Genomic DNA, 26,159 nt, shown 5'->3' with positions numbered 1-26,159 from the left:
AACCATGAACAGGGAAAACCCGCCAAGGCGGCCGGAGTTCAGGCCGGTAGATAAAGACCTGGATAAGGCGGCAAGAGATTTACGTTTTTTATTATCCAGGGGCTATCCCAGGGAACGGGTCTTGACCCTGGTGGGAGACCGCTATACCCTAACCCGCCATGACAGGCACATTTTAAGGCGGGGCGTCTTTGCCCCCTTGGCGGCCCGAGCCAGAAAGGCGAGGCTTATCGGCCTTGACCGCTTGGCCGGCGCCAGAGTGGGGGTGGATGGCCACAACCTGTTAATAACCCTGGAGACCGCTCTCAAAGGTGGACGGCTCATTTTGGGCGACGACGGGGTTGTGCGCGATATTGCCGGGGTGGGCAGCTCCCATAAACCGGGAGAACTCACCCTGTTAGCGGCTCAGCTCATGCTCGCGGCCCTGTCCGGGGCCTCGGCCGTATATATCTGGCTCGACAGCCCGCTGAAAAAAAGCGGGGAGCTGGCCGGAAATTTACGCCGCATGCTTGCCAGAAACGGCATGACCGGAGACGCCCGGGCAGTGCCGGTGCCGGAAAAAGAACTTTTTAAGCACAAAGGACCGGTTGCCACCAGTGATTCGGTTTTACTGGACCAGGTGGACCAGCCGACAGACCCTGTGGGCGACCTGATCCAAAACCCTGAAAAAATTCTGACCCAAGCCGACCTTTCCCCGGAGTTAACGGCAAGGTTCTTGGCTCTTCGCTTGGAGGTATTTTTACCTGATGAATGAACCCCCCACCCCCAAATCCAAGGCCCTGGGCCTGTTTTCAGGCGGCCTGGATTCCATACTGGCCTGTCTGGTTTTGAGAAGGGCCGGCGTGTATGTGGAGGCTGTAACCTATACTTCTCCCTTTTTCGACGCCCAGGCGGCCCGGGCCTCGGCCAAAGCCAACCGGATTCCCCTTAATGTGGTGGATATATCTGAGGAACACCTGGAAAAGGTTGTTAAAAATCCCCGCTACGGCTATGGCTCCCATATGAACCCATGCATAGACTGTCACGCCTTTATGCTGGAAAAGGCCTGCCTTATCCTGGAGGAAAAGGGGTTTGATTTCCTGTTCACCGGTGAGGTGATGGGACAACGGCCCATGAGCCAGAACAAACAGTCCCTGGCCACAGTGGCCAAAATGAGCGGATGCAAAGACAAGATCCTAAGGCCCCTTTCCGCCAAGCTGCTGCCCGCCTCGCCCATGGAGAACCAGGGCCTGGTGGATCGGGAAATGCTGCTCGACCTTTCCGGCCGGGGGCGCAAGCCCCAGATTGCCTTGGCCGAGGAGTTTGGAGTCACCTCCTACCCCGCCCCGGCCGGAGGCTGTCTACTCACGGAACCGGGTTTTTCAAACCGGCTCAAGGATCTTTTTGAACACACCCCCCAGGTGGGGGCCGATGAAATCCGCTCCCTTAAACACGGCAGGCACTTACGCCTTTCGCCTGAGGCCAAGCTCATGGTGGGGCGCAACCAGGCCGAAAACCAGATCATGGAAAAACTGCCCGAATCAGGCGCAGTGAAAATGCACGCCTTCAGCAACCCTGGCCCCCTGGGGCTTTACTGGGGACCCGAACAAGGGCAGGAAATGGACTTGGCCCTGGCGATTGTGGCTGGTTATGGAAAATTCAAACCAGGGGAAAAGGTGCGCATGTTTATTGAAGGCAAGGAGCCCAGGGAAGTGACCCCCTTGCACCGCCGCAAGGTTCAAGGACTTTTACTTTGAGGATAACTTTTGAATCAGACCGCCTGATCCGGGCCTCCGGGCCCGAGGTCTGGGCTGTCTTCATGGAGCAGGTGGGACTTTCAGGCCTGGACCCCGGCCTGGCCGGTACAGGTTTCTTAACCTTTGCCCCCCTGGGATTCAATCTCAGGGTAAAGGCCCGGATCAAAAGCCTTGTCCCCGGTGAATCCCTTGTATTGGAGGGCAGGTGCCTGGGCATAAACACCACCCAGAGCTTCAGTCTCATTGCAAAGAAAAAAGGGACCTTAATGGTCTTTCAAGAAGAACTCAGCGGCTGGCCCCTGGCCCTGACCGCTGTTTTCACAGACCTTAAGGGCCAGGGCAGGCTTAATCAGGCCTGGCTGGCCCGCCTGGCCGGGTTGGCGGAAAAACCCACCCCATCTCCCTGATGGCTCAGTTTTTTTTCTGATTCTCCACGGACTGGTTGAAACTGCGCAACACAGGTATGCCGTCGTCAAAGATATCTATCACATTCAGACAGGCAAACCCCTGATCCAGGCGAAAGAGGTTTTCCAAAGGCACACCCAAAAGTTCGCAGAGAATCACCCGGTTCACCCCGGCATGCCCCACGAGGCAGATGTTTTCATGATTGTGTTTCTCAATCATTCGCCAAAAGGCAGGCATCACCCGTCCCACAAGATCCTCGATAGACTCTCCCTCTTGTATGCGGTATCCGGTCAAGTTGTTCATCCGTTCTTCCAACTCACCGGGATATTTTCGCTTTATTTCCGAAAGGGTCAGGCCTTCCCAGTTCCCCAGGTGCAGTTCCCTGAAATCCCGGTTCTGTTCCGTTCTTGGTCTGGGCTTTTGCCGCTTGGCTATGGCATCTGCCATTAACATTGATCGTTGCAGGTCACTGGTGTAGATGGCGGCCAGCTTGTGAGTGGACATATAAGAGGCCACCGGCGGAATCTGCTCCCTGCCGGCCCTGGTAAGGGGCACATCCGTATGCCCCCAGACCTTGCCGTCTGTCCAGCCGGTTACTTCCGGATGACGCCAAAGATAAACCCTGGTGCTCACCATTTCCGGAAAAGCCGACTTTCCTCTTCTGCGAATTGCCATTAAACGCCTCCTGGACGCAAAACCCGGTCCGTGCTATTTTTCAAAGGTGTATTTTCATTTTCTCAAGGGGAGCTGCCCTAAGAGTTTTGAATAACGCCGGTATCCCTAAAACAATTATAATAGGTTCGTCGCCGTTATGAGCTGGGAACCTTTTTTCCAAAGGCTCTTAGTCAACCATAATCACCCGAAGGAGTTAAGATGTCCAGGCTGGTTTACGTAATGCTCGTTCTGGCTGCGTTTTTCTCGCTTTTTGTCGGAGCGCCGACTCAGGCAGCCAAGGGACCGGATATTCAATTCGACCAGACTGAATGGTCTTTCAACCAATTGAAAGAAGGGCAAAAGGTCAAGGCGGAATTCACCTTTACCAATAAAGGCGATATGAACCTTATCATAGACAAGGTCAGCCCTTCCTGCTCCTGCACCGTGCCGAGTTTTGACCGGGTGGTCAAACCGGGAGAAAAAGGCGCGGTTGTGATCGACCTGGACACTGAAGGCATAACCGGAGCCTTTCGCAAGACAGCGGTTGTGGCCACCAACGACGCCTCCAAACCCTTTGTCACCCTGGTGATGATAGGCGAAACCCAATCCCGCATTAAAGTTGACAAGGGACGCCGAATCAAGGTCTCGGGCTGCCTGGGCGCCGATGTGAGCACCACCGCCACCCTCACGGACCCGGACGGAAAAAACATCCTGATCGCGGGGATTGAAAACCCCATGTCAGACTACCTGGAGGCAAGTTTAAAGGCCCATCCCGGCGGCAAGGCCTACACCCTGACCCTGAGGGTTATAGCCGACTCGCCGATTAATTTTGCCGGTCCCATTTTCTTCAAGGTGCCGGGCCAGGGCAAGATAAGCCTTTATGTGGTGGCCGAGGTGAGGGGGCCCTTTGCGGTTCAGCCCCATGAGGTCTATTTCGGAGGCCTCACCCAGAACGGCTACGCCCCCACCAGGACCATCCTGGTGCGCAAGGACTGTGCTGAAAAACTGGTCCTGCAAAACCTTGAATACAACAAAGACCTGTTCGAAATCAAAGAGACCTGGCAGAAAAAAGACGCCAAGCTGCTTTTGGAGGTCAAGCCTTTAATGGACAAGCTGGCCAAGGGCCCTTTTCAGGAGACTATCTCCATCCAGGCCGAGGGCAAAGCCTTTGCCGTACATTTAAGGGGCGTGGTGCGCTAGTCATCTTTACACCAAGGCAGGGTTAATTTAGCTTGCTGACAAAGTCCTCCTGGACTTTGTCAGAGGCCACTTGGCAAAAACGCGGTTTTGCCAAGTGGCTAGAATTACTCGTCTTAAGAAAGCCTCGCAATTCGGCGGGCCGTCATTCGGGGCCCCCGAAAAACTTAAGATTTTTCAGGGGTGTGTCCATGGCCCGCGTTCAGGCTGTTTATCAACAGCCTGATTGCTCCCATTATTTAGAAAAAATACGGCTTTACAATTTACAGAACCACACAACTATTGAAAAACCTTCAAACCTTCCCCCCAAATAGCGGTGCAACCTGATTCATTACAGAGGTCCAGTCTCGTGGGCCTCTTTTTTATCCGGCATTCAAAATTAATTGAAAAACTCAAAATTAATCGATCTCTTTTTAGCCTCTTTAAAAGCCATCCCTATTCCTCTTGATATCAATACAGCTTAACAAGTCACAAGTAATTTTATTTCAAAAAATGTGTTTAATTTCGGGGCATTTCACCGCCCATGTCAAGGCCGTTTGAATAGCCAGGGCTTTACGGCCTTGACACGGGCCGCCAAATGCCTTATCCACGGAAATTCAAACACCCCATTTTGAACTCTTATCCAAAATAAAGGATGCCCATGTTTGGAAAATTAAAAACCATTTCGCTAGCGGTTTTATTTTTGTTGATTTGCCTGCCGTGGACAATCCACGCAGAGGAGAATGGCATGTGGAGATTTCCCGGTGAGTTTGAGCCTCATAAGGCTGTTTGGATGGGGTGGCTCAGCAAGGAATATGTCAAAGGACATAAAACCGATTCAGCCCTATTGGAAGTGGTCAAGGCTTTAGCCCCCACGGTAAATGTCCGTATATGCGTGCCTGATGACACCCAAAAAAACCATGTTCGGAAAATACTGGCCGGCACGCAACTTCCCATGGATAAAATATCATTTTACCTAATCCCGTTTACCTCGCTCTATTGGCGGGATTTTGGCCCTATTTTTACGGTGAATGAGACCGGTGGAAAAAGTATCGCGGATTTCAATTTCAATCTGTGGGGCTACCATTCCGACACCCATCCACATGCGCGAATGATGGAAAAAATAGACCGCACTGTAGCCGAATCCATGGGCCTGCCCAGCCGCATGACACGCTTGGTCAGCGAAGGAGGGGCGCGTGAGCTGAATGGAAAAGGCACGATTATTCTAACCGAAGCCTGTGAATTCCAACGCAATCCCAACCTGTCTCGCGAGGACTTGGAATCCGAAATGACCCGGATGCTCGGTGTGACCAACTTTATCTGGCTTAAGCAGGGAACAGTTGACGACGACCCCATGAACCAAAGCTCACTGCCTGGTCCGGGCGGTGTCGGCAGGTCATACAGAAGTGGTTCGGCCAATAACCACACTGACGAATATTGTCGTTTTATTGCACCGGATACAGTGCTTCTGGCTGAAGTATCAAAGGAAGAAGCAGCCAAAGGGCCAGTGGAAAGGGAAAATCGGCGCCGGATGGAAGAAAACTACGCCATCTTGAAAAAATCCACAGATCAAGACGGCAACCGGTTAAAAATTATCCGTATTCCAATTCCAGATCCCATCTATGTAAAAGCGCAACCTACGGACGAAGCCTATTTGGTTCAGCAATCCTCGCCTAACTATCGAGACGGCACGGTTCTCCCTCACGGCAGCCCGGTGCTGCTGGTTCCGGCATTGAGCTACTGCAATTTTTTGATTTCCAATGATGTTGTCGTGACTCAGAAGTATTGGAAAAAAGGCATGCCGGAATCCATCAAGAAAAAAGACGAAGCTGCACTGGCCGTATTACAAAAGGCATTCCCAAACCGAAAAATTGTTCCCGTCCACAGCCTGCCGATCAACTTGGGCGGCGGGGGAATTCATTGCTCCACCCAACAACAGCCTGAATAAGGGAATCACAACTAACGAAATCTGCTCACCTTTAAAGTCAAACAACAAAAAAGGGGCAAACCGGGTCTTTTGGCCCCGGTCTGTCCCTTTTTTCGTATTGATGCTGTTAGAAAGGCGGGTGGTTCCCGGGCCTTGGCCGGATATCCAAGACCTTAATACCTGTATTAGTTATGCCAACCAGGAAATCCCCGGCCAACACCCATTCGCCTCTGATGTTTAAAAATTACACCCCGGCTGCGTTCCGCATCTCTTCCATGGCGGCCTGGTAGCCGTCTTTATGGCCAAATACGCCTGTACCCGAGACAAAAACCGTGGCCCCGGCCAGGGCGGGGTCTTTTATGGTCTCGGCCGTTATGCCCCCGTCCACCTGGATCGGTACACTAAGGGAGCGCGCATCCAGCATCTCTTTTATGGCCTTGATCTTGGCAATGGATGAGGGGATGAATTTCTGCCCGCCAAAACCGGGGTTCACGCTCATCACCAGGATCATGTCCACCATATCCAGGACATACTCAATGGCAGCGGGAGAGGTGGCCGGATTCAAAACCACACAGGATTTCTTGCCCAGCTCTTTTATACGCCCCAGGCTGCGATGCAAATGGGTGCAAACCTCTGCGTGCACGCCAATGAAATCAGCCCCTGCCTTGGCATAATCCTCCAGATACTCATCCGGGTTGTCGATCATGAGGTGCACGTCCAGGGGAAGGTCCGTGACCTGCCTGACCGCCTTTACAATCGGCGGCCCCAGGGTGAGGTTCGGCACAAAATGGCCGTCCATCACATCCACATGTATATAATCAGCCCCGGCCCGGCTCACAGCCTTAACCTCTTCACCCAGGCGGGCAAAATCAGCCGAAAGAATGGAAGGACATATCTTGACCATGGCATCCTCGCTTTTTTTCCGAACAAATCTTCATTATGCAGCCAGGGGACCATTTAAGCGGGCCGGGTGATCAACCCTTTATTGCACTCCGCACAACCTGGCAATGTAGACCACGAAAACCAAGAGAAAAATAACTCCAACCTGTTTGGAGAGCATCTCTTTTTGCACAAAAAACCATAAAAGCAGGCTCGCCGCCAGCATAAAAGGCAAACCGGTTGAGACCACGCTCGGGCTCACCGGCAAGGGGGATATCAAAGCGGGCACACCGGCCACCAAAAAGGTGTTGCAGATATTGGAGCCCACCACGTTTCCCACACTCAGGTCATCAAAGCCCTTTTTGGCCGCAGTCAGAGTGACGACCAACTCCGGCAGGCTGGATCCCACCGCAACCACAGTCAGGGCCAGGCGGGAGGTGTCGCTCAAACCCAGAAGGTCTGTAATCTTGATCACCGCCTGGACCGTATAGTCAGCGCCCAGGTAAATCGCCGCCCCGCTGGCCACCAGCCAGACCGGCACAGTCCATTTCAGCTTTTCGGTTCGGTCCCTTTTTGACTCCTCACGCTGACGGCGCACAATGGAGACCGTGAAAACCAGGTACATGGAAAACAGGGCTCCGCCTTCCACCCTGCCTATAGTGCCGTCCATGGCCATGATCGTAAGGATCAGGGCCGAGGCCATCATAACCGGCAGATCGCTGCCCAGCATCTGGGAAGATACATTCACTCCCCTGAAGGCCAGAGCCGCCGCGCCCAGAATAAAGGTGATATTGGCCAGGTTTGACCCAACCACGGTTCCGGCCACAAATTCTCCTGCCTGGTTAAAAACCGCAGACAGGCTGGCCGCCAATTCGGGAAGAGAGGTGCCCAGGGCGACCAAGGTGACACCTATAATCAGGTCTGAAATTCCCAGAACCCGGGCGATGTGGGCGGCCTTTTCCACAAAGATATCCGCGCCCTTTATTAAAACCGCCAGGGCTGCCGCCAGCACCAGGGACCAAAGCAATAAGTCCATATTGCACGCATTTTCAAATCAGAAACAATTTCACATTATACGGCAAAAGAGCTATTGCCGAAAAGCTCCACCGCGTCCACACAGCACCAGCTCCCTTGATCTTTCAAACCAAGGGAGCTGGTTACATTATACGGATGAAGTTGACAAGGCGCAGCCTTAATCCGAGAGCCATGTACGGTGCATCAATACACCGGGCATCCTGATGTTTCGGCAAAAACGTGGTCTTGCCAGAGCATTAAAATTGCCTGTCTGTTTCGCTCTCAATTTAGGGGCCGTTATAGGGCCCCCGAAAAATCACAGGTTTTTCGGGGGCGTGTTCATGGCCGGCTTCAGGCCTTTTGAATTGCAACCAACAAAAGCCTCTTCCAACTATTTAAACTGACTGCACATTCTTGATTATCAACCAACGGCGGCCTCAATCCAGGTCAAAGGAAATTCCCTGAGCCAGGGGCATCTCCGAACTGTAGTTGATGGTGTTGGTCTGTCTGCGCATATAGGCGCGCCAGGCGTCTGAACCGCTTTCCCTGCCTCCGCCGGTGTCTTTTTCCCCGCCAAAGGCCCCGCCTATCTCAGCCCCGCTGGTGCCGATATTGACGTTGGCAATGCCGCAATCGCTGCCCGCGTGAGACAAAAAGGCCTCGCTGTATTTGAGGGAAGTGGTGAAAACCGCAGATGACAGACCCTGATCAACCCCGTTATGCAGTTCCAGGGCCTGATCAAATTCATCGTAGCCCACAATATAGAGAATCGGGGCAAAGGTCTCGTCCCGCATTACGGCAAGGTCCTTGGGAGCTTCCACCAAGGTGGGTTCAACATAAAACCCGCCTTCCAGGCCCGTTACCGAGGCCAGGCCGCCGCCGTAGATGATCTTGCCGCCGCCTTCCTTGACCCTCTTCAAGGCGGCCATCATATCGTCCACCGCCTTTTGGTCGACCAAAGGCCCCATTAGCACGCCTTCTTCCAGGGGGTTTCCTATGGGCACCTGAGCGTAGGCCTTGGCCAGGGTGCCTATGAACTTATCCTTGACCGAGTTATGCACGATTATGCGCCTGGTTGAGGTGCAGCGCTGGCCCGCTGTCCCCACCGCACCGAACAGAGTGGCCCTTATGGCCATATCCAGGTCCGCGTCTTCGGTTACTATAATCGCGTTGTTTCCGCCCAGCTCCAAAAGGCTCCTGCCCAGGCGGGCGGCCACGGCCTGCCCCACCTTGCGCCCCATAGCGCAACTGCCGGTGGCGCTGATCAAAGGCAGCCTTTTGTCGTTGATCATCTTTTCACCCACCTGGCTGCCCTTGCCTATCGCCAGGTTGAAAACGCCTTTCAGCCCATGGGCATCCAGCACAGGGGCCAGAATATTCATAATCGCAACCGCGGTGAGCGGAGTTTTGGAGCTGGGCTTCCACAGCACCGTGTCTCCGCAGACCCCGGCGATGAGGCTGTTCCAGGACCACACCGCCACCGGAAAGTTAAAGGCCGTGACAAGGCCCAGAACCCCCAGGGGGTGCCATTGTTCATACATGCGGTGGCCGGGGCGTTCACTGTGCATGGTGAGCCCGTAGAGCTGCCGGGAAAGACCTTGGGCAAAGTCGGCGATGTCTATCATCTCCTGGACTTCCCCCATGCCTTCCACCTTGATTTTGCCCATTTCAAGGCTGACCAGCTCTCCCAAGGGCTCCTTGAAGCGCCTCAGTTCATAGCCTATATCCCTCACCACCAGCCCCCTTTGGGGAGCAGGAGTGAGCCGCCATTTTATAAAGGCCTCCTGGGCGGCCTCAACCACCTTTTCATAGTCTTTTTCATTGGCCTGTTTAACAGAGGCAATGGCCTTGCCGTCTATGGGCGAGTAGGATATCAGCTCTTCGCCGCCGGTTTCGAGCCAGCCTGCCTCACCTCCGACCGAAGCCCCGCTGTTGACCTCTTTTATTCCCAATTTCTTAAGAAAGTCGTACACAAGCATCCTCCTTATTCCAGGCCGTAAGGCTCATTGCCGTTTTTAAACAAGGTGTTTTCAGGGCCCCCCGGCCTTGAAACCCGGTGCGATTTGATATGCCCGGGGAGCTGTTTGTTAAAAAGCCGTTAAACAAGTATAGGCCAAATGGGGCCTTGCTTAAACCCTTGGCAGGCTAAAAGCAAAAGCTCCGGCCTGCCTCAATGCATAGCAACCCAATCCGGAACTTGGCAAGACAAATCAACCTCAGGCCAAGGCGTTGTAAAGGGCCTCGATTTCCTTGGCATCGGCCTTTCTGGGGTTGCAGGTGGTGGAAAACTGGGGAAAAACATCATCCACCATCTGAGGATTCAGCTCAAAATTCTTGATCCCCGCTTCCCGATAATTTTTAGGCAGCCCGATTTCCCGGAAAAGGTCCTTCACCGCCTTCACCGACAAGTCGGCGGCGTCGGCTTGGGCCAGATTATCAATGCCGTGGCCCAGGGCCCTGGCGATATTGGCAAATTTATATTGGGCCTCAGACAGGTTGAACTCCATGATAACAGGCAGGTAAAGGGCGCAGGCCAGACCGTGGCCGAGGTGGAAATAAGACCCCAAAGGCTCGCCCATGGAATGGGCCAGGCCCAATCCGCCGTTGCTGAATGCCTGACCGGCCAGACAACTGGCCAATAGCATTTTCAGCCCCGCCTCCCGGTTCCGGGAATCAGCCACAAAATCCGCCAGATTTTTGCCGATCATCTCTATGGCCGCGATGGCCAGGGCATCGGTTATGGGATTTGAATTCAGGGAAACATAGGCCTCCACCGCATGGGTCAAGGCGTCTGCTCCCGTTTCCGCCGCCACCGATGCGGGAATGCCCGCGATCAACTCTGGATCCAGCACCGCTCCCAAGGGGGCCAGATGCTCTCCCCTGATCGCCATTTTCTCTTTTTTCACAGTATCTGTGATCACACTCACCCTGGTGACCTCGGAACCGGTCCCGGCAGTGGTGGGTATGGCGTATAGTGGTGCGATCGGCCCTTCCACCGGTTTTCCGTCTCCATATTCCCGCAAGGGAACTTCTGAAACCATGCGCACGGCCAGGCCCTTGGCCGCATCCAGGGAGCTGCCGCCTCCCAGTCCGATCACCGCACCGGCCCCTTTTTGCCTGGTAAAGGCAAGGGCCTCTTCCACCACCTCGACCGGAGGGTCGCTGACCACGTCAGAGAAAACCACAAAACGCCTGCCCGCCTTTTCCAGGGCCGTAGTCACTTTATTCAACAGGGCGGTCCGGGCAATGCCCTGGTCCGTCATCAGGGTGTAGACCTGGTCATCGGGAAATTGTTCCACAAAATCGTTCAGGGAACCAGGGCCAAAAAGTATGCGTCCGGGGCTTAAGTGCTGTCGGACAATATCTGCGCTCATTATTCTTCCTCCTCAGGATCTTAGGCCTTTTGCCAAGCTATCCATCCAACTTGCGGCACCTTATGTTTTAACACAAATGGCAGTGAACCAAGTGACCCGAAGAAACACTGACCCCAAAAGGCTCTTGTTCCCTGCACTCGGGCATGCACTCGGGGCAGCGGGGATGAAAGCTGCATCCCTTGGGCGGATTAAGGGGGCTGGGTATCTCCCCAACCAGGGGAATAGCCTTGAGCTCATATTCCGGATCAGCCACCGGTACGGCGGATAAAAGAGACTTTGTGTAGGGATGCCTGGGGTTTCGGAATAACTCCCCGGTGGGAGCCGACTCCACGATCCGGCCCAGGTACATCACGGCCACCTGGTCGCAGATATGCTCCACCACCGAAAGATCATGGGAAATAAACAGATAGGTGAGCCCCATCTCCTCCTGAAGATCGGCCAGGAGATTCAGGATCTGGGCCTGGATAGAGACATCCAGGGCCGAAACCGGCTCATCGAGCACAATGAAATCAGGATCAGGGGCCAGGGCCCGGGCAATACCTATGCGCTGCCTTTGGCCGCCGCTGAACTCATGGGGATATCTGCGGGCCTGTTCCCGGGAGATGCCCACCTTTTTCAGGAGTTCAAGGGCCCTTTCTTCGCGGCGGCCTCCCTTGTAAAGGACATGGGTCAAAAGGGGCTGGGACACAATGTGGTCCACCCTCATTCTGGGATTTAAGGAGGCGTAAGGGTCTTGATACACGGCCTGTATGCGCCTTCTGAAGTTCTTGAGACTCTTTCCGCTGATAGCGGCGATATCCTCGCCCAAAAAACGCACTTCACCGTCGGTGGGGTCCAGCACCCTTAAGATCACCTTGCCGGTGGTGGATTTGCCGCAGCCCGACTCGCCCACCAGGCCGAAGGTGCGGCCCTTTTCTATGCCAAAGGAAACCCGGTCCACCGCCTTTATCCAGGATTTTCCCTGTCTACTGAAGAATCCCTCGCGATGGGGGAAATATTTTTTAAGACCGCTAACCTGTAAAACCGTTTCAGACATGGCCGGAAACTCTTTCCCTGGACAACCGGATTATTAAATTCCAAGGGCCGGGCCGGGTTTGAAACACCTGACCAGGCGGCCTTTTTCGACTTCGGAAATAGGTGGCAAAGAGATCCCGCATTTTTCCACTCTTATGGAACAGCGTGGGAAAAAACGACAGCCCGAAGGAGGGTTCAGAAGATTCGGCGGCTGTCCTTTTATGGCAAAGAGCCGCTCTTTTTTGCGGCCCAGCCTGGGGACCGAGGCAATCAACCCCTGGGTGTAGGGATGCAAGGGAGATTTAAATATGCTTTTCACATCCGCCTGTTCCACTATCATGCCGCCGTACATCACCGCCACCTTGGTGCAGAGTCCGGCCACCACCCCCAGATCGTGGGTGATGAAAATTATGGCTGTGCGGGTTTTCGCCTGAAGCTCCTTCAAAAGCTTGAGTATCTGGGCCTGGATCGTCACATCCAGGGCAGTGGTGGGCTCATCGGCAATGATAAGGTCGGGCATGCAGGAAAGGCACATGGCTATCATGGCCCTTTGCTTCATGCCCCCGCTGAACTGGTGGGGATACTGTTTCAAGCGTCTCAAGGGAGAAGGAATGCGCACCATCTTAAACATCTCAATCACCCGGTCCCTTAATTTCCCGCCTTTTAACCCCTGATGCAGAATAAGGGGCTCTGAGAGTTGATTTTCCAGGTTAAACACAGGGTTAAGGGATGTCATCGGGTCCTGGGGAATCATGGTCAATTGGCTTCCCCTGAGGCTTCTCATCTGGTCTTCGCTTTTTTCAAGCAGATCTTCTCCCTTAAACCAGATATTGCCCCCCACCACCTTGCCCGCGGGTTTCGGCACCAGTCCCAGCACTGAAAGCGAGGTTATGGTCTTGCCGCTGCCGGACTCGCCGACCAGGCCCAGGATCTCCCCCTGATCCACCTCCAGGCTCACCCGGTCCACAGCCCGCACCACGCCCTTGGGGGTGAAGAAGCAGGTTTCCAAGTTTTCAACCTTTAAAAGAACGTCTCTTGCCAATTCAGCCACCTTGCCCTTTTTGGTTTTAAGCACCCTGCATCTTTCTTTTGCGCTTGGGGTCCAGAATATCCCGCAGCCAGTCACCAAAGAGATTGGTCCCCAGAACGACCAGCATTATCGCCACCCCGGGGAAGGTGGCCAATTGCCAGGAAACCGAAAGATAGGCCCTGCCGTCTGCCAGCATGCCTCCCCAGGTGGGGGACGGCGGCTGCACGCCGAGCCCCAGAAAGCTCAGCGCCCCCTCAAAAATGATCATGCGGCCCATATCCAAAGTGGCCATGACGATTATGGTGTTAACCACATTCGGCAGGATGTGAAAAAAAAGAATCCGGGGCATGGAACAGCCGTCAACCACGGCCAGCTCCACGAATTCCTCATGCTTGACGCTTAAGACCTCACTTCTCACCAGGCGGGCATAGGTGGCCCAGTTGCACACCGCCAGAACTATGATGATGTTTTTGGTGCTTGGTCCCAGGGCTCCTATAATGGCGATGGCCATTAAAATAAACGGCATGGCCAGCTGCATATCCGTGAGGCGCATGATCAGGTTTTCCACCCAGCCTCCCAGATAACCGGCCAAGAGCCCCAGGGCCGTCCCCAGAATAAGAGCAAGGGCAACCGAGGCCACCCCCACCACCAAAGAAACCCGGGCTCCGTGGATCAGGCGGCTTAGAACATCCCTGCCCATGTTGTCTGTACCCAAAAGAAATTCCGGACTGCCTCCTGTTTCCCAGGCCGGGGGAAGGAGGGTTTGCCTAAGGTCCTGACTCACCGGATCATGGGGTGCGATAAAGGGCGAAAAGGCCGCGGTAAAGACAAACAGGAATAGAATCAGCCCTCCGGCCACGGGGAAATGACGCAACTTATTGATTTTTCCAATAACCGTGGACATCTGTCACCTTAGTTGTAGGTAATGCGCGGATCGATGAAGGAATAAAGGATATCGACCAGAAGATTGATAAGAATGAAAAACAAAGACATCAAAAACACTGCGGCCTGAACCACCGGAAAATCACTGGTTTGGATGGCCCCGATCGCCAGCCTGCCCATGCCGGGCCAGGCAAAAATGGTCTCCGTAACCACGGCTCCGCCCAAAAGACGCCCCATGAACAGGGACACGATAGTTATCACCGGCACCAGGGCGTTTTTAAGGGCGTGTTTCAAGACCACGGACTTTTCGTGAACCCCTTTTATGCGGGCGGTGCGGATATAGTCCTTATCCAGCACATCCAGCATGGCCGAACGGGTTAGCCGCATAATGGCGGCCAGGGCGTAAAAACCCAGGGTGGCCGCGGGCATTATGAGGTGTTCCCAGCCTCCCCTGCCGGAGATCGGAAGCAGCTTGAGCTTCACCCCAAAGAACAAAATGGCCATGATCCCCAACCAAAAGCCAGGAGCAGCCTGCCCGGAAAGGGCCAGCACCCTTAAAACGCGGTCCAGAACCGAATATGGCTTTACGGCCGAGGCAATACCAAGGGGTATGGCAAACAAAACCGCAAAAAAAATCGCGGCCAGGGAAAGCTCCACCGTGGCGGGCAGATGCTCCCAGACCAGTTCAAAGGCAGGGGTCTGCATCTGTAGCGATTGGCCGAAATCGCCTTGCACCGCCTTTTCGACAAAACGGAAATACTGCACCATAAGGGGCTGGTCCAGGCCTATTTCATGGCGAAGGGCCAGTTGCTCCTCTTTGCTGAATTCGTCATCCACCAAAAGCGCAGCCGGATCACCCAGGACATTGGTGATCACAAAAATTACCAGGGTTATCCCCAAAAGCATTAAAACCGATTGAAAAAGCCGGTTTAAAATGTATCGCACCATGAGCGCCGTCCATGCCCACCGTCAGGAAAAACTCATTTTTATAAGCTTAAAGCACCCTGCCGGGAGGCCTCCGCCCGGCAGGACCGGGCAGAGCCTGTTAAAATCGGAAAATCAGCGGACCGTTACCTGATTCAAGTCAAAAAAATCATCGGAACGGGCCTTGAAACCGGCAACCTTGTCTGAAACTCCATACACATTCACCAGGTTGAACAAAAAAAGCATGGGGCATTTTTCATGAGTGATCCTCTGGATCTCATGGGCTGTCTGATAGCGCTTTTCACGGTTCAGCTCAGAACGCATCTTGGCCACCATCTCATCCATGCCCGGATAGGTGAAATACGAGTAAGTTGCATTTGAAAGCAGGAAGTTAACCATGGAGTCCTGGTCCGCATAGGCATAGCCGAAGCCGATCAGGGCGATTCCCTTCATTTTGTGTTTGATATAGGTGCGGAAGTATTTCTGGGTCTCCATGACCTTGAGTTTGGCCTTTATCCCCACCTGGGAGAGCTGGTCGGCTATGGCCTGGGCCACTTCCTTGTCCATGGGGTAACGGCCGCTGGGGGAATAGACATTGAGTTCAAACCCGTCGGCATAACCCGCCTTTTTCAAAAGCTCCATCGCCTTGGCCGGATTATATTCATAAGGGGCTATGGACTTGTCCACTCCGGCCACTGTGGGAGGGGCGGGCAGGCCCACCGGGTTTCCCAGACCGCTCATAATGCCGCTTATGATCCCCATTTTATCAATCGCATAGTTGAGGGCCTGGCGCACCAGGGGATTTTTCAACTCTTCCACATCCCTGGTGTTCATCACCATGAAAAGGGTCCTTGAAGCAGGCACCTTTTGTATGTTCAGGTTGGGGTCTTTTTCCAATTGGGGAATCAAAAAAGGCGCCACATGGGTGGCGATCTGAATGCCGCCGGCCCTGAGTTCCGCCATGCGGGCCGCCATCTCCGGAATAGGCCTTATAACCACCCTTTTCACCTTGGGCGCTCCCAGGTAATAGTCGGGATTGGCCTCCAGAACCATTCGATCCTTCCTGGACCAGCTCACAAATTTAAAGGGACCCGTGCCCATGGCTGTCTTGGCAAAGGGGTTTTTACCGTTTTCCTGAACCCATTTTTTAGAGACCACCCTCACGAAAAAGGCCACCCGATTTGGCAAAAGGGAATCCGGGGACTTGGTTATGATGTCAAAGGTATGATCATCTATGACCTTAACTTCCTTGAAGTTGGCATAACGGGTGCGGAAACGGCATTTGTTGGCAGGATCCTGGATGCGTTCAACCGTGAACTTCACATCCTCGGCCAACACGGGATAGCCGTTATGGAATTTGGCGTCTTTGCGCAGATGAAAACGCCAGGTGTTGTCATCTATGATCTCCCATTTTTCCGCCAGGGACGGAGTCAGTTCTCCGTTGGGTCCAAAGGAAATCGGTGCGTCATAAAGCAAACGGCTTACGATCAGACCGTAGGTGACCCAGGCCTTCATGGGGTCCAGAGAAGAGGTCTCGGCCTCGGTGCCTATCACCAACTCCCCCTTGGGCCCTGCCGAGGCGGCCTGTCCCTGCCCCACAAGGAAGAGGCCTGCAATTAAAAGACAGATGCATAACCTGAAGATGCGAACCATTGGAACCCTCCTTTAGTAGGGTGTTGAAAACGCCCTGTTATGCGAGCCATGGAAACACCCCAAAAATGCCAAAGCATTTTAGAATGATGGCCCGCCATATCGCCCAGACTTAGAAAGTAAGCGATATGAGCAAGTTGAAAAAGCCAAGGACGGCTTTTTCAACACCCCGTTAATACTGACTTTAGGCTCTGAATCCCCCCATTTTCCGTTTCCCGTTAAGCCTGGCTTTCCCCCAGATCCCAGAACAGCCCGGCCATTATGCCCAGGGCCTCGCGGTACACCGAAGCCAGGAGATGCTCATTGGGTGCGTGCTGGGAGCAGCCGGGATAGGAATGGGGAATCCAGACCGTGGGCATGCCCAAGGTATCGGTGAAAACGTCATTGGGCAGTGAACCGCCCACATTGGGCAGGAAAACGGGATTTTTGCCGGTTGTTTTTCGCACCGAGGCCATGGTGAGCCGGGCCCAGGGATTATCAGGGTCCAGCCTGGTGGCCTGGCAGATGCCCTGGCCATGGCTGGCGGTCAGGGTGTCATCAGAAGTGGGTTTTACCAAAACCCGCTCAAAGCCGTTTTTATCAAGGCGCCTGCGCACCGCCGGTATGAACTCTTCCGGCCTCTTGCCCTTTACGAAACGAATCTGCAAGCGGGCGAACGCCTTAGGCGGTATGGCGTGAACCGGTCTGGCCGGGTTTCCGGTCTCAAAGGCCAACACCTCCAGGGCGTTAAAGGCAAAGACCTTCTCCGCCTGGGTTAATCCGGGTTCTCCCCAGGACGGATCCTGGGCCGGACCGTCCACCCCCAGATCTTTCACCTCGGCCAGCACCTCCCTGTCTCTGGGAGAAATGGAGTCCGGCCTCATTTCCGGAACCTGTATCACCCCGTTTTTATCGATCAAACAGGAAACTGCATTGGCCAGTATGGTGCCGGGATTAGCCAGGAGGCCGCCCCAGTTTCCCGAATGGTGGCCTCCCTCGCGTAGGTCCACGATAAGGTCGAAATTCAAAAGCCCCCTGGTGCCGCCGCAGAGCATGGGCTGTTCCGGCTTTAACCTGGGGCCGTCGCTGCCGATCAGCACATCGGCCGCCAGGTAGTTTTTTTCTTTTTCGCAGACCGCATAAAGCCCCGGAGATCCCATCTCCTCGCCCATGTCGATCAAGACCTTTAAATTAAAGCCCAGCCTTCCCCGGGCCTTGAGCACCGCTTCCAGGGCGGTGAAGTTAAGGGCGTGCTGGCCCTTGTTGTCCACCGCGCCCCGGCCGTACCAGCGGTCTCCCCTTTTGGTGAGCCGCCAGGGGCTCAAGCCCTCTTCCCATTGATCATCCAACCCCCGGACCACATCCCCATGGCCATAGGTCAGGATGGTGTCAAGGCCCGGGTCTTCCATCCTTTGAGCGGCCAGCATGGGCAGGCGGGGCAGGACCGGGTTATCCAGTATGCGGCACTCAAATCCCAGCCTTTTGAGATTGGGGATCATCTCATCTTCCAGATAAGACCTGATCTCCTTTTCCCTGGCAGGATTTTGACTTTCCGTGGGCAGGGCAACCCTTTTGGCCAGAAGTTCAAAAAATTCTCCACTATCAAAAAACGCCTGTGCATTTAAAATGGCTTTTTCTCTACTCACCAAAAACCTCCCCGGGGCGCAACAATCCCAAGCTCAGAACAAACCAGATAATCCTTATCAACTGCGGTCGGCCAGATTCATGCGTTCAGGCGCGCAGCCGTAAAGGCTCGATATCTCAGAAGCCGTCTCCATGACCTGGCGGCTCAGCCCATCGACTTTGGCGGGGTCTTTAAGCCGCTCGGGAATGGAAAAGAGGCTCACCGCACCGCAGACTTCTCCGTTTTGCTTGAAAAAAGGCGCGGCCAGGCCCATGCCGCCGGTGACCAGCTCTTCATTTTCCAGGGCATAGCCCCTTTGCCTGACCCTCGTCAGCTCATTTTTCAGCCCCTCAAGGTCGGTGATGGTTTTTGGCGTGTTCTGGGTGAGTTCAGCCTGCTCCAAAAAGGCCGCCAGGTCTTCCGGGTTCAAACTGGATAAAATGGCCTTGCCCAGGGCAGAGGCATGGGCAGGGAGTTTGGGCCCCAAAAGCCCGAACACAACCGGCCTGGCCTGGGGAAAGCTGGAAGAATGCACCAACTCCACATCATGGCCGTCCCAAAGCGCCAGATGACTGGTCATGGCTGTTTTGCGGGAAAGGTAGCGGGCAGGCCCGGCCGCCTTTTGATGGATATCCACTATATCCGGCTGAATCATGGCAAACTCGAACAGCTTCAAACCCAGGCAATACTTTTTGGTGGACGGATCCTTTTTCAGCATTCCCGCCTTGACCAGGGTGGTGGCCATTTGATGGGCCGCTGATTTGGACATATCCATTTTTTGAGCGATCAGGCTTATTCCCAGCCAAGTCTCCTGCCTGGAAAACAGCTTCAGCAGGTTCACCGCCCTTTCAACAGATTTGACGCTCACCATCCCTCCAGATTTGTTCGTTATTACAAAACTTATTTTTATGATAACGAACATAACTTTTTTCTCTGTCTTTTGTCAAGCAAAAACCAAGCATGGGGATTGGCTAACCAGTTAAACCGGTTTAAGGCATCAAGGGTTCGGGTGCACTGAAAACCGGCAAAAACCGGTCTTAACCAGGCAACCCAAAAAACAGCAAAAGACCCGGACGACAGGCTGATAAATCAGCAATTTGCCGGTTAAGTGGCAGTATTAATTTAAGAAAATAAAAAAAGAATATTAATGAAAGGCAAACCTGTGTTATATCAGTCGTCTGCTTTTATCAACTGATAAACGGCCTGTTCTTCAGGTGTGAGAAACTCATTGCAGTCATAAAGCTTGTAAAGATAATAGTGGTAAAAATCGTGGCGCACACTGTCCCGGCTGGTGCTGACAAACCAATAATTCCTGGTCCAGTTCACCAGGGGATCGACATGGGAAGAAAGAGGGAAATTGCCGACCAGAGCTTCTTTGCGGTCGGCAATTATATCTATGATTCTGCCGCCCAAAACCTTAATCAGACGTTCGCTTTCCGGGTGCTCCACTTGGATGGCAAACCGTTTGCCGGGCCTTCCCAGCGACACATAGCGCAGGGCCACTCCCCTTTGTTCGGCCTGTTCCAGCTCCGGGTCCAGCACCTCTCCCTCAACCGGAGTCAGGCGGATATACAGCTCTTTTTGAGCACTTTTTATCATTTGCCTGGCCTTGATCAGGATATGATCCTTGCCCTTTATGGTCCAGACATAGTCATAACCGGCCCCTTTAGCGGTATTATTGGCCAGGTGGTCCTCAACTGTCTTGATATTCTCTTGAAAACCGGATTTAAGCCTTTTCAAAAGCTCACGGGGAGGCAAGGGCGCGAAAAGCCCCTCCTGAATCTCCACCACCAGGCCCTTGCCCGCCATCTTACGCAGCACGTCATAGATTTTGGAGCGAGGTACTGCGCAGTTCCTGCTTAAGGTGGAACCGTTTGTGGGATTATCATTCAACAGGGCAAGATAGCAGTTTATCTCGTACTTGGTGAATCCCAGGGATTTAAGGCTTTCAAAGACTCCCAATAAAACATCTTTCTTGGGATTGAATGAGGCTGTCTGGCCTGCAATCTTAAATTAATTAACCGATTCAGGCGGTCCCCCCACCCGGCCAGACAGCCATGTTTGATACCACTAAGGTAGCAACAATTTACGCCCTCAATTGATGCCAAGTCAACGTTTTTTTCAAAGGATGATATTTTTTGTAACAATTATTCCAATTAGTTACTAAATTGACAGTTTTAGTCCTGTTCCGAAAACCGTAAAAGCGTTTCTTTCAATACTATGAACAAGGCTTAAAACAGGCCCGTAAACTAATTTTCAGATACTTTTCCACTTTTTCCATTAACTGTTTTCTGCAAACGGATTTCTCCAATGCCCTTGTTTTTCATTTCCCTTGACTGAAAAAAAAGTAAAGGATACTTTGCCAATTCGGGAGCGTTGCATGGTGCGTCCTGCACCTCGCGGCGGCCTCAATTCAGTAACCTGTCTATCTGCAAGGGAAAGCTAATTGAACACCAAAGCCCTCAAAGCAGACTCGCTCTTGCTTATCACCGCCATGATCTGGGGCGCGGCCTTTGTGGCCCAAAGAATGGGCATGGATCATGTGGGGCCGTTCACCTTTAACGGGGTGCGCTTTGCCCTGGGGGCCCTGGCCTTGTGGCCCTTGATTCTAAAGAAACCGGGGCGTCTGACCTGGGGCGGGGATCTGCCGGTGTTTTTCCAAAAAAGACCCGTTCTCTGGGGAGGAGCCCTGACCGGGGCGGTGCTTTTCTTTGGCGCCACCTTTCAACAGGTGGGACTGGTCTACACAACCGCGGGAAAAGCCGCCTTTATCACCGGCCTTTACGTGATTCTGGTGCCGCTGGTCGGGCTTTTCTGGGGTTACAGACTGGCCTGGGGAGGCTGGGTGGGGGCTTTTCTGGCCCTTTTGGGCCTTTACTTTTTAAGTGTCACCGAGGAGCTTACCCTTTCCCCAGGCGATCTTTTGGAGTTATTAGGCTCTTTTTTCTGGGCCGGTCATGTGTTGATTCTGGGTTGGCTCTCACCCAGGATTGATGTGCTGCGCTTGGCTGCGGCCCAGTATGTGGCCTGCGCCATATTGAGCCTGGCCACCGCTCTCTGGTTGGAGCCCATCACTATCCAGGGATTGACGGGGGCGGCAGTCCCGATTTTATACGGTGGCATCATGAGTGTGGGAGTGGCCTACACCCTGCAGGTGGTGGCCCAAAGAGAAGCCCCCCCTGCCCATGCTGCCATAATCCTGAGCCTGGAGACGGTCTTTGCCGCCCTGACCGGCTGGTTGATCCTGGATGAAGTGCTTTCGGCTCGCTCCCTTTTGGGCTGCGTGCTTATGTTCGCGGGCATGCTGTTTGCCCAGCTGAAATCATAACACCCTTTAAATCAAGCTTTTTTCCTGAGCCTGGCCGCAAAAAAGGCATCGCTTTTCTGGCGATGGGGCATGGTCCGGAAAAAGCCGTCTTTGGTCCAGCAATCCTTTGTGTACTCGTCCGGTGCGGGCTCAAGAGAAAACTCGGGGTGGCTTTGTAAAAAGGATTCTATCACCTCTTTATTTTCTTCTGGCATCATGGTGCAGGTGCAGTAAAGGGCCGCGCCGCCGGGACAAAGCATTTCCGCCGCCTTGACCAGAATTTCGGACTGGAGTAGGGCCAGGCGTTTGGGATCTTGGCTTGATCTGCGCCACCTGAGGTCGGGCCTGCGCCCGATCACCCCCAGGCCGGAGCAGGGTGCGTCTATGAGTATGCGGTCATAGAGCATTTGCTTGGCATCGAGCTTATCCGCCTCCGCTTTCAGCACCCGCGCGTTTTTCACCCCCAACCTGGCCAGGTTTTCCTTAAGGGCCTTTACCCGACCGGCGGAAGGGTCCACACAGACAAGCTGCCCCTGGTTTTTCATCAACTCGGCCAAGTGGCCGGATTTTCCGCCTGCCCCTGCACAGAGATCCAAGACCCGCATACCCGGCTCCACCCCCAAAAGCCTGGTCACACAGGTGGCGGCCGGGTCCTGGGCCTGCCAAAAGCCCTCGTCAAAGCCCGGCAGGCTCATCACCCCGCCCTTAAGGCCCTTAAGCACCAATACTTGCGGGTCCAAGGTGTGAGAGGTTATTTCCTTGGCATGATCCGCCAAAAGCCCGGTCAGAACCTGGGGAGAGGTTTTAAGGGTGTTGGCCCTGATGGTGGGCGCGGGTTTTTCCTGGTTGGCTTCGCACCAGCTTTGCGCCTCTTGTTCACCCCAAAGGCTCACCAGCTCGTTGACCAGCCACAAGGGATGGGAATAACGAACACTTAACCATTGATTTAAGTTGGTTTCGGAATTTGGCAGCTTGACCTTTTTTCTGCCCCTGTCCAGCCCCCGCAGACAGGCGTTGACCAGGCCTTTGGCCTTTTTGGCCGGGCCCTTTTTGGCCAGCTCCACATAGGCGTTCACCGAAGCAAAGGTGGGAGTTGACAGAAACTCCTGTTCATAGGCTCCCAGGCGCAGAATTAAAAGCACCGGCAGATCGAGACTTTCCAAAGATTGGCGCAAAAAAGGCTTGAGCAGGTGGTCCAGGTAAAGCCGGTTGCGTAAAACCCCATAGACCAGATTGGTGGCCAGGGCCCTGTCCCGCGGCTGGGCCTTGGCATGGGCGGCCAGATTCCGGTTAAGCACGGTCTCCAGGCGCTGGGGGGTTTTTTCAAGTCTTAGCAGGGTGTCAAAGGCCAGGCGGCGAGGTTCCATTATTCTCCCAGGCAAAAGCCCTGTTTGTCACGCAGACCGTGGATAAAATTGCGGGCCTCCATGCGGCGTTTACCGGCCGCCTGGACCTGGCCCAGACCCAAGGCCCCTTGGCCGCAGGCCACCCAGAGCATATCGGGCCTCTCCATCTGGGGAGGCAATACAGTGCCGGGTTTAGCCTTGTGGTCAAAGTCGCTCAAACAGGTGGGGGCAAAAAGCCTTAACTGTTTTTGGTTCAGGCTGGTAAAGGCGGAGGGCCAGGGGTCCATTCCCCTGACTTGTCGGTCAAGTTCCTCGGCGCTTTTATTCCAGTCCAGAAGCCCGTCTGTTTTTTTCATTACAGGCGCATAAGTGGCCTTGCCGCCATCCTGGGGCGTCCACGTTGCCTCGCCTTTCCAAAGGGCTTCCAAAGTACGGGGCAAAAGATCGGCAGCCAGGGCCGAAAGTCTGTCGGCCAGGCTTCCCGCAGTCTCCTGCATATCTATAATCAGCTCTTCCTGCATGATGATATGGCCTGTGTCCATGCCCTGGTCCATCATCATGGCCGTCACTCCCGTAGTATCAAAACCCTGGATTATGGCCTGGTTAATGGGAGACGCCCCCCTTAAAAGGGGTAAAAGCGAGGTATGCAGGTTCACACAGCCCAAGGGAAAGATATCAAGTATCTCCTTGGGGAGGATCTGGCCCATGGCCATAACTACACAGGCCTGGGCGTCAAGGCTCTTAAGCTCTTCTTTAAGGGCGGCAATCCTCTCGGGCTGAAGCACCAAAAATCCCAGGTCATCAGCCTGGGCCGCAACCGGGCAGCGCCTTACTTTCTTACCCCTGCCGGCAGGGCGGTCGGGCTGGGTGACCACGCCCTTAACCTGCCAACCTGCTTTGGAAGCGGCGGTCAAAGTCGGGCAGGCAATATCCGGAGTGCCCATGAAAACCAGGGTCTTTGCTCTCATGCATCACCCTTTTTCATCTTTTTCAAGCGGCGCTTTTTATATAAAGAACGCTTCAGGGAACTTACATAATCTATGATCACCGTGCCTTCCAGGTGATCTATTTCATGCTGCAGGCAGGTGGCCAGCATGCCCTCCGCCTCCAGGCGAATCTTTTTACCCTCTTCATTCAGGGCCTCGACCACAACCTTGGCGGCCCGGGGCACCTCAACCGCATAATCCGGCACCGAAAGACAGCCCTCCTCAATGCAGGAGCTGCCCTCTTTGGAGACTATGGTGGGGTTGAACAGGCACGCAGCCTCGGCCGCATCCTCGCCGGGGTTTAAGTCAACCACTATCAAACGGATGGAACGGCCAACCTGGGGTGCGGCCAAACCGATTCCCGGAGCCTCGAACATGGTGTCGACCATATCATGGGCCAGGGTGATGAGTTCATCGTTTATCTCGACCACATCTTCGCACTTTTTGGCCAGCACGGGATCAGGATAAGTATAAATAGGAATAACAGCCATCTTGGCTCTCCATCATTAAATCATAAAGCCGGTTCACAACCAATGGCCCCAAAGGGCGCATCCTGCCAACAAAAACCTTATCTTACTGGTTATATCCGGCTATTTCGACTTTTCACGAAATCAAGGCCCTTAAAAAAAGGCTTAACAGCCCCATATGGAATTAAAAATCGGGGAAGAAGCCAATCGTTTCAAAAGCATTCATTGTACTAGTAATATAACCACCCGGGTCAGGGGTTCAAGCCCGTCTCAGGATTCATTTCCCTGTTTGGGCCTGGCAGGCAGGGCCACCAGCACGGTTGTGCCCTCTCCCACCTGGCTCACGACCTTGATCTTGCCGCCGTGATCCCTGATTATACGGCGGGCCAGGGGTAAACCCAGGCCCGTTCCCTGTTTTTTGGTGGTGAAAAAAGGAGTGAAAAGCTCTTTTTGGTGTTCTTCGGGTATGCCGTGGCCATTATCCCGGACCTCGAGGATAACCCCGCCCCTGGGCCAGGGAGCGACCTCTACCTCCACCTTGGGTTCCTCTTTGGCGCAGGCCTGCACCGCATTGTTAACCAGATTGATCAGAACCTGGCGTAAACGGTTTTTGTCGGCCATAACCTTTGGCACGCCCTTGTTGCATAAAAGGCTCAATCCGTTGGCGGCTTCTCCCAGTGAGGGCGTCATCAGCTCCAACACCTGGGCAGACTCCTGACACATATCCAATTCTTCAAACTGATAACGGTAGGGTCTGGAAAGGTCGCTGATTTCATTTAGCAGACTCTCCAGGCGGCCCACCTCTTCCAGGACTATCTCCAGCTTTCGCTTGCCTTTTTCACTTATATTCGGCTCCCTGGTCACTTGTCTGGTAAAGCCGCCGATCAGGGCCAAAGGCGTTTTTATCTCATGGCTCACCGTGGCCACCATCTTGCCCACCGCGGCCAGGGCCTCGGCCTCCTGCACCCTTTGGGTCAGTGAGCGTTCCGCACTCAGATCCCGCATTATGGCGGTGAAAAGCATGCGCCCGTTTTCCGACACCCCGCCGCTCAAGCTGATGGAAACCGGAATTTTGGCACCGTCGCGTTTTTCAATCGTCACCTCGGCCACAGTGCCCATCATGCGCGGGTGGCCGGTTCTCAAATATTTATTCAAAAATTTACGATGTTGTTCCCGGTATTCTTGAGGTATCAGGATATTTAAATCGCCGCCCATGATTTCGCTGCGCTGATAGCCAAACAGCTTTTCCGCCGCTTTATTCATAAAGACAACTTCGTGGTTCTCATTTATGGAGACCACTGCGTCATCCGCTGTCTCTATGATCCTGCGGTACTTGTCCAACTCCAGGGCCATGGCCTTGAAATCGGTTATGCTATTTGGATCACCGGCGCTTTTAGTCATGAACTGGCCTCATTGGGGCGGGCGTGCACTGGGGAAGCCTCTTAAAAAAAGGCCCCCCGGCCCGGACCGCACATGGCCCGAAAGACCACAAAAAGCCATCTTTTTCATGTGGCCCAAGCCTGCCCGGTTTCAAGGGCAGGGCAAATTAAAAACCAAAGGCTCTGTTTATGGACGAAATAAAATCGGCCTTTTTTTACAAAAGCCTTCAGTTTTTCCCAAACCTCTTAGTCTTTTTCTAGCATGACACTTGATTTTGGGCAAGGGGCGGGAATAAGCCGAATCTAAGCCCACGGGCCGTAAACTTCACCGAACCCCTCAAAAAACTTACTTGTTACTATTATAAAAACAAGGGCGCAAAAAGGTGGGAAAAAACCGGAAGGCCCTTTA

The 26,159-nt window shown here is 53.9% G+C and carries 23 protein-coding genes; 6 read left to right on the top strand and 17 right to left on the bottom strand.

The window, feature by feature from the left end:
- Positions 1–4: 4 nt before the first annotated feature.
- The 3 genes from X474_RS02060 to X474_RS02050 are packed head-to-tail and all read left to right on the top strand — an operon-like array spanning position 5 to position 2,140.
- The gene (locus X474_RS02060; RefSeq protein ID WP_044346437.1) at positions 5–751 is read left to right on the top strand and encodes a DUF434 domain-containing protein; all 747 of its coding nucleotides are present in this window, start codon (positions 5–7) and stop codon (positions 749–751) included.
- The gene (locus X474_RS02055) at positions 744–1,733 is read left to right on the top strand and encodes a hypothetical protein (protein ID WP_044346436.1); all 990 of its coding nucleotides are present in this window, start codon (positions 744–746) and stop codon (positions 1,731–1,733) included. Before X474_RS02060 ends, X474_RS02055 begins: the two co-directional genes overlap by 8 nt.
- Positions 1,730–2,140 (top strand): hypothetical protein, encoded by a 411-nt coding sequence (locus X474_RS02050; protein WP_044346434.1) that lies wholly within the window; start codon positions 1,730–1,732, stop codon positions 2,138–2,140. Before X474_RS02055 ends, X474_RS02050 begins: the two co-directional genes overlap by 4 nt.
- 4 nt (positions 2,141–2,144) lie before the next feature.
- On the opposite strand, the gene X474_RS02045 is transcribed toward X474_RS02050, so the two are convergent.
- The gene (locus X474_RS02045; protein ID WP_052514756.1) at positions 2,145–2,813 is read right to left on the bottom strand and encodes a histidine phosphatase family protein; all 669 of its coding nucleotides are present in this window, start codon (positions 2,811–2,813) and stop codon (positions 2,145–2,147) included.
- A gap of 198 nt (positions 2,814–3,011) precedes the next feature.
- Here X474_RS02045 and X474_RS02040 point away from each other — a divergent pair, with 198 nt between their 5' ends.
- Complete coding sequence (locus X474_RS02040) at positions 3,012–3,992, top strand: DUF1573 domain-containing protein (protein ID WP_052514755.1); 981 nt, start codon at positions 3,012–3,014, stop codon at positions 3,990–3,992.
- 637 nt (positions 3,993–4,629) lie between these two features.
- Complete coding sequence (locus X474_RS02035; RefSeq protein WP_197281926.1) at positions 4,630–5,916, top strand: agmatine deiminase family protein; 1,287 nt, start codon at positions 4,630–4,632, stop codon at positions 5,914–5,916.
- A gap of 223 nt (positions 5,917–6,139) precedes the next feature.
- On the opposite strand, the gene rpe is transcribed toward X474_RS02035, so the two are convergent.
- From rpe to X474_RS01975, 12 genes are all read right to left on the bottom strand, one after another.
- A complete protein-coding gene (gene rpe / locus X474_RS02030; protein WP_044346431.1) occupies positions 6,140–6,799 on the bottom strand; it encodes a ribulose-phosphate 3-epimerase in 660 nt (219 codons plus the stop codon).
- Positions 6,800–6,877: 78 nt separating this feature from the next.
- Positions 6,878–7,810: a calcium/sodium antiporter gene (locus tag X474_RS02025; RefSeq protein ID WP_044346430.1), complete on the bottom strand. Its 933-nt coding sequence runs from the start codon at positions 7,808–7,810 to the stop codon at positions 6,878–6,880.
- A gap of 415 nt (positions 7,811–8,225) precedes the next feature.
- The gene (gene amaB / locus X474_RS02020) at positions 8,226–9,767 is read right to left on the bottom strand and encodes an L-piperidine-6-carboxylate dehydrogenase (RefSeq protein WP_044346429.1); all 1,542 of its coding nucleotides are present in this window, start codon (positions 9,765–9,767) and stop codon (positions 8,226–8,228) included.
- A 237-nt stretch (positions 9,768–10,004) separates the two neighbouring features.
- Entirely contained in the window at positions 10,005–11,162 is a 1,158-nt protein-coding gene (locus tag X474_RS02015) for an iron-containing alcohol dehydrogenase (RefSeq protein WP_044346428.1), read from the bottom strand.
- 67 nt (positions 11,163–11,229) lie between these two features.
- The gene (locus X474_RS02010; protein ID WP_044346427.1) at positions 11,230–12,198 is read right to left on the bottom strand and encodes an ABC transporter ATP-binding protein; all 969 of its coding nucleotides are present in this window, start codon (positions 12,196–12,198) and stop codon (positions 11,230–11,232) included.
- A 33-nt stretch (positions 12,199–12,231) separates the two neighbouring features.
- Positions 12,232–13,251 carry an ABC transporter ATP-binding protein gene (locus X474_RS02005; RefSeq protein ID WP_231688276.1) on the bottom strand — a complete coding sequence of 340 codons (1,020 nt, stop codon included), beginning with the start codon at positions 13,249–13,251 and terminating at the stop codon, positions 12,232–12,234.
- On the bottom strand, positions 13,244–14,110 hold the full coding sequence (nikC, locus tag X474_RS02000) for a nickel transporter permease (RefSeq protein ID WP_044346426.1): 867 nt from the start codon (positions 14,108–14,110) through the stop codon (positions 13,244–13,246). Before nikC ends, X474_RS02005 begins: the two co-directional genes overlap by 8 nt.
- 8 nt (positions 14,111–14,118) lie before the next feature.
- Positions 14,119–15,036, bottom strand: a complete 918-nt coding sequence (locus X474_RS01995; protein WP_044346425.1) for an ABC transporter permease — start codon at positions 15,034–15,036, stop codon at positions 14,119–14,121.
- Between the two features lie 111 nt (positions 15,037–15,147).
- The gene (locus X474_RS01990; RefSeq protein WP_044346424.1) at positions 15,148–16,665 is read right to left on the bottom strand and encodes an ABC transporter substrate-binding protein; all 1,518 of its coding nucleotides are present in this window, start codon (positions 16,663–16,665) and stop codon (positions 15,148–15,150) included.
- A 215-nt stretch (positions 16,666–16,880) separates the two neighbouring features.
- Positions 16,881–18,287, bottom strand: coding sequence for a M20 family metallopeptidase (locus tag X474_RS01985; protein ID WP_044346423.1), 1,407 nt, complete (start codon positions 18,285–18,287; stop codon positions 16,881–16,883).
- Between the two features lie 57 nt (positions 18,288–18,344).
- Entirely contained in the window at positions 18,345–19,133 is a 789-nt protein-coding gene (locus tag X474_RS01980; RefSeq protein WP_197281924.1) for an IclR family transcriptional regulator, read from the bottom strand.
- A gap of 302 nt (positions 19,134–19,435) precedes the next feature.
- Positions 19,436–20,227, bottom strand: coding sequence for a TrmB family transcriptional regulator (locus tag X474_RS01975; RefSeq protein ID WP_044346421.1), 792 nt, complete (start codon positions 20,225–20,227; stop codon positions 19,436–19,438).
- Between the two features lie 484 nt (positions 20,228–20,711).
- Here X474_RS01975 and X474_RS01970 point away from each other — a divergent pair, with 484 nt between their 5' ends.
- Positions 20,712–21,593, top strand: a complete 882-nt coding sequence (locus tag X474_RS01970; RefSeq protein ID WP_082464079.1) for a DMT family transporter — start codon at positions 20,712–20,714, stop codon at positions 21,591–21,593.
- Between the two features lie 11 nt (positions 21,594–21,604).
- On the opposite strand, the gene rsmB is transcribed toward X474_RS01970, so the two are convergent.
- The 4 genes from rsmB to X474_RS01950 all read right to left on the bottom strand — a co-directional run bounded on the left by rsmB (position 21,605) and on the right by X474_RS01950 (position 25,772).
- Complete coding sequence (gene rsmB, locus X474_RS01965) at positions 21,605–22,939, bottom strand: 16S rRNA (cytosine(967)-C(5))-methyltransferase RsmB (RefSeq protein ID WP_044346420.1); 1,335 nt, start codon at positions 22,937–22,939, stop codon at positions 21,605–21,607.
- A complete protein-coding gene (fmt, locus tag X474_RS01960) occupies positions 22,939–23,886 on the bottom strand; it encodes a methionyl-tRNA formyltransferase (RefSeq protein WP_044346419.1) in 948 nt (315 codons plus the stop codon). The genes rsmB and fmt overlap by 1 nt, the downstream gene beginning before the upstream one ends.
- Positions 23,883–24,395, bottom strand: a complete 513-nt coding sequence (gene def / locus X474_RS01955) for a peptide deformylase (protein ID WP_044346418.1) — start codon at positions 24,393–24,395, stop codon at positions 23,883–23,885. The genes fmt and def overlap by 4 nt, the downstream gene beginning before the upstream one ends.
- 246 nt (positions 24,396–24,641) lie before the next feature.
- Complete coding sequence (locus X474_RS01950; RefSeq protein WP_044346417.1) at positions 24,642–25,772, bottom strand: two-component system sensor histidine kinase NtrB; 1,131 nt, start codon at positions 25,770–25,772, stop codon at positions 24,642–24,644.
- Positions 25,773–26,159 lie beyond the last annotated feature (387 nt).

The sequence above is a fragment of the Dethiosulfatarculus sandiegensis genome, from assembly GCF_000931935.2.
Lineage (GTDB): Bacteria > Desulfobacterota > Desulfarculia > Desulfarculales > Desulfarculaceae > Dethiosulfatarculus > Dethiosulfatarculus sandiegensis.
This window is presented reverse-complemented; position numbering and strand designations above follow the sequence as displayed.

What these genes read in the sequence shown, in the direction of transcription:
- X474_RS01950 (WP_044346417.1), bottom strand. Translation starts at nt 25,772, where the DNA reads ATGACTAAAAGCGCCGGTGATCCAAATAGCATAACCGATTTCAAGGCC.
- X474_RS01990 (WP_044346424.1), bottom strand. Translation starts at nt 16,665, where the DNA reads ATGGTTCGCATCTTCAGGTTATGCATCTGTCTTTTAATTGCAGGCCTC.
- X474_RS02010 (WP_044346427.1), bottom strand. Translation starts at nt 12,198, where the DNA reads ATGTCTGAAACGGTTTTACAGGTTAGCGGTCTTAAAAAATATTTCCCC.
- X474_RS02025 (WP_044346430.1), bottom strand. Translation starts at nt 7,810, where the DNA reads ATGGACTTATTGCTTTGGTCCCTGGTGCTGGCGGCAGCCCTGGCGGTT.
- rpe (WP_044346431.1), bottom strand. Translation starts at nt 6,799, where the DNA reads ATGGTCAAGATATGTCCTTCCATTCTTTCGGCTGATTTTGCCCGCCTG.
- X474_RS02040 (WP_052514755.1), top strand. Translation starts at nt 3,012, where the DNA reads ATGTCCAGGCTGGTTTACGTAATGCTCGTTCTGGCTGCGTTTTTCTCG.
- X474_RS02060 (WP_044346437.1), top strand. Translation starts at nt 5, where the DNA reads ATGAACAGGGAAAACCCGCCAAGGCGGCCGGAGTTCAGGCCGGTAGAT.
- fmt (WP_044346419.1), bottom strand. Translation starts at nt 23,886, where the DNA reads ATGAGAGCAAAGACCCTGGTTTTCATGGGCACTCCGGATATTGCCTGC.
- nikC (WP_044346426.1), bottom strand. Translation starts at nt 14,110, where the DNA reads ATGTCCACGGTTATTGGAAAAATCAATAAGTTGCGTCATTTCCCCGTG.
- X474_RS02015 (WP_044346428.1), bottom strand. Translation starts at nt 11,162, where the DNA reads ATGAGCGCAGATATTGTCCGACAGCACTTAAGCCCCGGACGCATACTT.
- X474_RS02035 (WP_197281926.1), top strand. Translation starts at nt 4,630, where the DNA reads ATGTTTGGAAAATTAAAAACCATTTCGCTAGCGGTTTTATTTTTGTTG.
- def (WP_044346418.1), bottom strand. Translation starts at nt 24,395, where the DNA reads ATGGCTGTTATTCCTATTTATACTTATCCTGATCCCGTGCTGGCCAAA.
- rsmB (WP_044346420.1), bottom strand. Translation starts at nt 22,939, where the DNA reads ATGGAACCTCGCCGCCTGGCCTTTGACACCCTGCTAAGACTTGAAAAA.
- amaB (WP_044346429.1), bottom strand. Translation starts at nt 9,767, where the DNA reads ATGCTTGTGTACGACTTTCTTAAGAAATTGGGAATAAAAGAGGTCAAC.
- X474_RS02055 (WP_044346436.1), top strand. Translation starts at nt 744, where the DNA reads ATGAATGAACCCCCCACCCCCAAATCCAAGGCCCTGGGCCTGTTTTCA.
- X474_RS02045 (WP_052514756.1), bottom strand. Translation starts at nt 2,813, where the DNA reads ATGGCAATTCGCAGAAGAGGAAAGTCGGCTTTTCCGGAAATGGTGAGC.
- X474_RS01995 (WP_044346425.1), bottom strand. Translation starts at nt 15,036, where the DNA reads ATGGTGCGATACATTTTAAACCGGCTTTTTCAATCGGTTTTAATGCTT.